6 protein-coding genes are annotated in these 4,344 nt (G+C 67.7%); 4 read left to right on the top strand and 2 right to left on the bottom strand.

The annotated features are described in order from the left end of the window. On the bottom strand, positions 1-186 hold a 186-nt coding region (locus tag ACCC94_RS28110; protein ID WP_413352875.1), incomplete at its 3' end, for a hypothetical protein. A 151-nt stretch (positions 187-337) separates the two neighbouring features. On the opposite strand from ACCC94_RS28110, the gene ACCC94_RS28115 reads away from it, so the two are divergent. Next, positions 338-1,489 (top strand): murein transglycosylase A, encoded by a 1,152-nt coding sequence (locus ACCC94_RS28115; RefSeq protein ID WP_413352877.1) that lies wholly within the window; start codon positions 338-340, stop codon positions 1,487-1,489. 163 nt (positions 1,490-1,652) lie between these two features. Further along, positions 1,653-1,892 (top strand): hypothetical protein, encoded by a 240-nt coding sequence (locus ACCC94_RS28120; RefSeq protein WP_413352878.1) that lies wholly within the window; start codon positions 1,653-1,655, stop codon positions 1,890-1,892. A gap of 5 nt (positions 1,893-1,897) precedes the next feature. On the opposite strand, the gene ACCC94_RS28125 is transcribed toward ACCC94_RS28120, so the two are convergent. After that, on the bottom strand, positions 1,898-2,854 hold the full coding sequence (locus tag ACCC94_RS28125) for an AraC family transcriptional regulator (RefSeq protein WP_413352879.1): 957 nt from the start codon (positions 2,852-2,854) through the stop codon (positions 1,898-1,900). A gap of 190 nt (positions 2,855-3,044) precedes the next feature. On the opposite strand from ACCC94_RS28125, the gene ACCC94_RS28130 reads away from it, so the two are divergent. Next, positions 3,045-3,956 (top strand): bile acid:sodium symporter family protein, encoded by a 912-nt coding sequence (locus ACCC94_RS28130; RefSeq protein ID WP_413352880.1) that lies wholly within the window; start codon positions 3,045-3,047, stop codon positions 3,954-3,956. Further along, positions 3,953-4,344 (top strand): sulfite exporter TauE/SafE family protein (locus tag ACCC94_RS28135; RefSeq protein ID WP_413352881.1); only part of this gene is annotated, 392 nt, incomplete at its 3' end. The genes ACCC94_RS28130 and ACCC94_RS28135, both read left to right, overlap by 4 nt.

A 4,344-nucleotide genomic window follows, 5' to 3' on the forward strand; every position in this document is an offset into this window, starting at 1 on the left:
GCGCTCGCCGGCCAGCAGCTTCTCGGCGCGGGCGCGCTGTTCGGCCGGCACGAAGGCCACCGACGTCTGCGGCGGCAGCAGCACATGCCGGGGCCCTTCATCGGTGGCCAGCCAGAAGCCCACCTCGGTGCCTTCGGGCGTATCCCGCCAATGTCGGGTCAGGACGAAACCCTGCCTTGCCTCCACGCTCTAACCACCCGTCTGTCGATTCATGCCGACATTCTACCGGTCCGCCTCAGGATTCGTTGCAAGGCATGTAAATCCGACCGATGCGTTTGACGCACGCCCCGCGTCTGCCCAAGCTAGCGGGCTTTCGTTTGCCTGCCAGGACCTGCCCGTGACCGATTTGTCCCGCCACTGGACCCGCCCTCTCCTCGCCACCCTCTGCGTTGCCACCCTGCTTTCCGGCTGCGGCCTGTTCGGCAAAAAGCCCGAAGAAGCCCAGGCGCCCACCTATACCAAGGCCGACTGGTCGGACCTGCCGCAGACCGCCGATAGCGACGTGCTGCAGGGCTTCAGCGCCTGGCGCTCGGCCTGCGCGGTGCGCCTGAAGAAGGATGACATCTGGGCCGCGACCTGCGCCGACGCTGCCAGCGTGCCGGCCTCCGCCCCGGCCATCCGTCAGTTCATGCTGGCCCGTCTGCAGCCCTATCAGCTGCGTTCCGCCGAGGGCAGCAAGAACGGCCTGATCACCGGCTATTACGAACCCGTCTACCGCGGCAGCCAGCAGCGCGATGCCCAGCACACCGTGCCGGTCTACGGGGTGCCGAAGGACCTGATCACCGTGGCGCTGGACAGCGTCTATCCGGAGCTCAAGGGCAAGCGCCTGCGCGGCAAGCTCGAAGGCAACACCCTGGTGCCCTACGCCGATGCCGCCGGCATTCGCCGCGATGGCGTGAATGCTCCGGTGCTGGCCTGGCTGCCGGACCAGATGGACCTGCAGTTCCTGCAGATCCAGGGTTCGGGCCGCGTCGAGCTGGCCTCCGGCCGCCAGTTGCGCCTGGGCTACGCCGAGCAGAATGGCCGCCCGTACAAGCCGGTGGGCCGCTGGCTGGTGGAACAGGGTGAATTGAGCAAGGAGGAAGTCAGCATGGCGCGCATCCGCGACTGGGCCCGCGCCCACCCGCAGCGGGTCGACGAACTGCTGGCCAGCAACCCCAGCTACGTGTTCTTCAGCCAGCGCCCGGACAGCAACGAGGGCCCGCGCGGCTCGCTGAACGTACCGCTGACGCCGGGCTACAGCGTGGCCATCGACCGCAAGGTGATCCCGCTGGGCAGCCTGATGTGGCTCTCCACCACCCGCCCGGACGGCGCGCCCGTGGTGCGCCCGGTAGCCGCCCAGGACACCGGCGGCGCCATCGTCGGCGAAGTGCGCGCGGACCTGTTCTGGGGTACCGGTGACGCCGCGGGCGAGCTGGCCGGGCACATGAAGCAGGACGGCCAGCTGTGGCTGCTGTGGCCGAAGGACAAGGCGCTGCCGGGCGCCTGAGTCGGACGACGCCTCAAGGCGTCGGACGATTCATACAGAGGTAATTCCTACTCGCCCTACAGAGCTCCCTGAATCACCGGCAGCACCGCCCACCGGAAAATGGTCGGCGAATCCAGGCACTGCCCTGGTTTCGCCGACCCTCAACCCGAACGCGGTGACCGCCATGAAGAAGAACCAGCCTCCCCTCCGCTCGCAACGCCAGCACCGTGGCTGGCCGCTGGACTACGACGTCCTCTGCTGGATCGGCGCCATCGCCCTGATCCTGCTGTTCTTCGGCGTCGATCAGTTCTTCGTGTCGAAACTGCCTGGCACCGGCGTCATCCAGCAGCACCACAGCGTTCCCCAGCGCATCGACCTGCCCGCCGCCCAGGCGCTGGCTTCGGTCAACCACGCGCGCCAGTAAGCGCTTCAGTTGCCCTGACGGAACTGTCCCGGCGTCATGCCGCTCCAGCGGCGGAACGCCTTGGCGAACGCGCTCTCGTCGGAGAAGCCCAGGCGCTCGGCCACCTCGCCCAGGCGCGACGATTCGCGCAGCAGCTGTTCGGCCATGCCATGCAGCACCTGCTCGCGCAGCAGCTTGAAGCTGGTGCCCTCGTCGGCCAGCTTGCGGTTGAGATGACGCCCGCTGAGGTCCAATTGCTCGGCCACCTTTTCCTTGCCCCAGCGCGGGTTCTGCCGCAGCAGCTGCTGCACGCGCGCCGCCAGGCTCTGCGCGCCCAGGCGTTGCAGCTGCGCATCGGCCAGCGCGCGCAAGTGCTCGCGCATCAGCGCATTGGCCTGGATCAGCGGAATGTCGAGATCGGCGACGGCGAAGCTCAGGGCGTTCTCGGCGCAGGCGAATTCCACCGGGCACCCCAGCAACTCGACGTAACGTGAAGGCTCGCCCCGCGCGGCATGACTCAGGGCCAGGCGCTGCGGCTTGACCCGGTCGCCGGTGATCCAGCGGGTCAGGTGCACCAGGCTCGCCAGCGCGGCCTCGACGCGTTCCTCGCGGCGCACGGCGTAGCTCGGCCGATAAACCAGGCGTACCTGCGTCGCGTCCTGCTCGCGTTGGAACTCGCTGCCCTCGGCGATGATCGGGTAGTACTCCAGCAGGGCATCCAGCGCCTCGCCGTAATGCTCGCAGCTCATCAGCAGCGCGCCGACCATGTCCAGATGCCCGACCTGCAGGGCGCTGCCCAGGCGCAGGCCCAGCAAGGGATCGCCGGAAGCTGCGCAGATGGCTTCCCAGAAGGCGTCCTGGCGCTGCAACGGGATGCGCGCATCGAGGCTGGCCGCGTGCAGATCGGCAGGTACGGGCAGCCCCAGGCGCTGGGCGGCCTGCAGGATGCCCTGGGCGTAATGGACGGTAATGGTGTGCGACATGGTCCCGAATTAACCGGCGAAGGTCCCGATTGAGCCGTTACCGGGCGGTAAGGCTCCCCTATGCTTGCCAATTACAACGATAAATACAAACAAGAGTCGCCTTGCATGCAGATTGAAACCGGAGCCGCGCCCACGCGGCCCAGCCCTATGCGTCTGGTCGTCGCGTTGCCCTGCCAGCGGGAGCACGACGATGCCTGAAGTCCATCTCGAATTCTCCGGCGCTTCGATGATCGCGCTCAACGCCATCATCGCCCTGATGATGTTCGGCGTGTCGCTGGAGCTGCGCCGCGACGATTTCACCCGCATCCTGCGCCAGCCCAAGGCGCCGGTGATCGGCATGCTGGTGCAGTTCCTGCTGCTGCCGACTGCCACCTGCCTGCTGACCATCGCCCTGCCCATCGATCCGGAACTGGCGCTGGGAATGATCCTGGTGGCGACCTGCCCGAGCGGCACCTTTTCCAACATCATGACCTGGATGGCCCGTGGCAACGTCGCGGTGTCGGCCAGCGTCACCGCGGTGTCGGGGCTGAGCGCCGGCATCTTTACGCCGCTGAACTTCGCCCTCTACGCCGGCCTGAACCCGGCTACCCGCGACCGCCTCACGCAGATTCACATCGATCCGCTGGAACTGGTCGGCGTGGTGCTGCTGGTGCTGATCCTGCCGATGCTGCTGGGCATGGCCCTGGGCAGGCACAAGCCCAAGCTCGCCCAGCGCCTGGAGAAACCGCTGCGGCAGTTGTCGCTGCTGGTGATGCTGGGCTTCGTCGGCATGGCCTTCGCCAAGAACTTCCAGCAGTTCATGGCCTACTTCCACCTGTTCTTCTGGCTGGTGCTGCTGCTCAACGGCACGGCGCTGCTGCTGGGCTATACCTGCGCGCGGCTGTGGAAGCTGCCGGATGCCGACGTGCGCGCCGTGACCCTGGAAAGCGGCATCCACAACTCCGCGCTGGGCATGGCGCTGATCCTGACCTTCTTCCCGCAGGCTGGCGGCATGCTGCTGATCGCGGCGTTCTGGGGCTGCTGGCAGCTGTTCTCCGGGCTGGTCCTGGCGCAGCTCTGGGCGCGCCGCGAGCCTCGCACCGCCGCGGTGACCAGCCCATGAATGCGCCCGCCATCGCGCTGGGCGGCTTCATCCTGCTGGCCTACACCCTGGAAGCCATCACCGGCTTCGGCAGCGTGGTGATTGCCCTGTCCCTGGGCGCGCTGCTGCTGCCCATCGAGACGCTGCTGCCGATCCTGGTGCCGCTGAACATCGGCATGACCGGTTACCTGTGCTGGCGTCATCGCCGCCTGATCGACACGGGCCTGCTGCTGCGCACCGTGCTGCCGGGGATGCTCGTCGGCATGCTGATCGGCTACCTGCTGCTGCCGCACCTGGACCCGCAACCGCTCAAGCGCGGCCTCGGCGTGCTGATCCTCTGGTTCGCCGGACGCGAGCTGTGGCGCCTTCGCTCCAGCGCCCCGCAGCGCGGGAGCACGCCGAGCTGGGT

It is taken from the genome of Pseudomonas sp. Pseusp97 (assembly GCF_047304025.1).
Lineage (GTDB): Bacteria > Pseudomonadota > Gammaproteobacteria > Pseudomonadales > Pseudomonadaceae > Pseudomonas.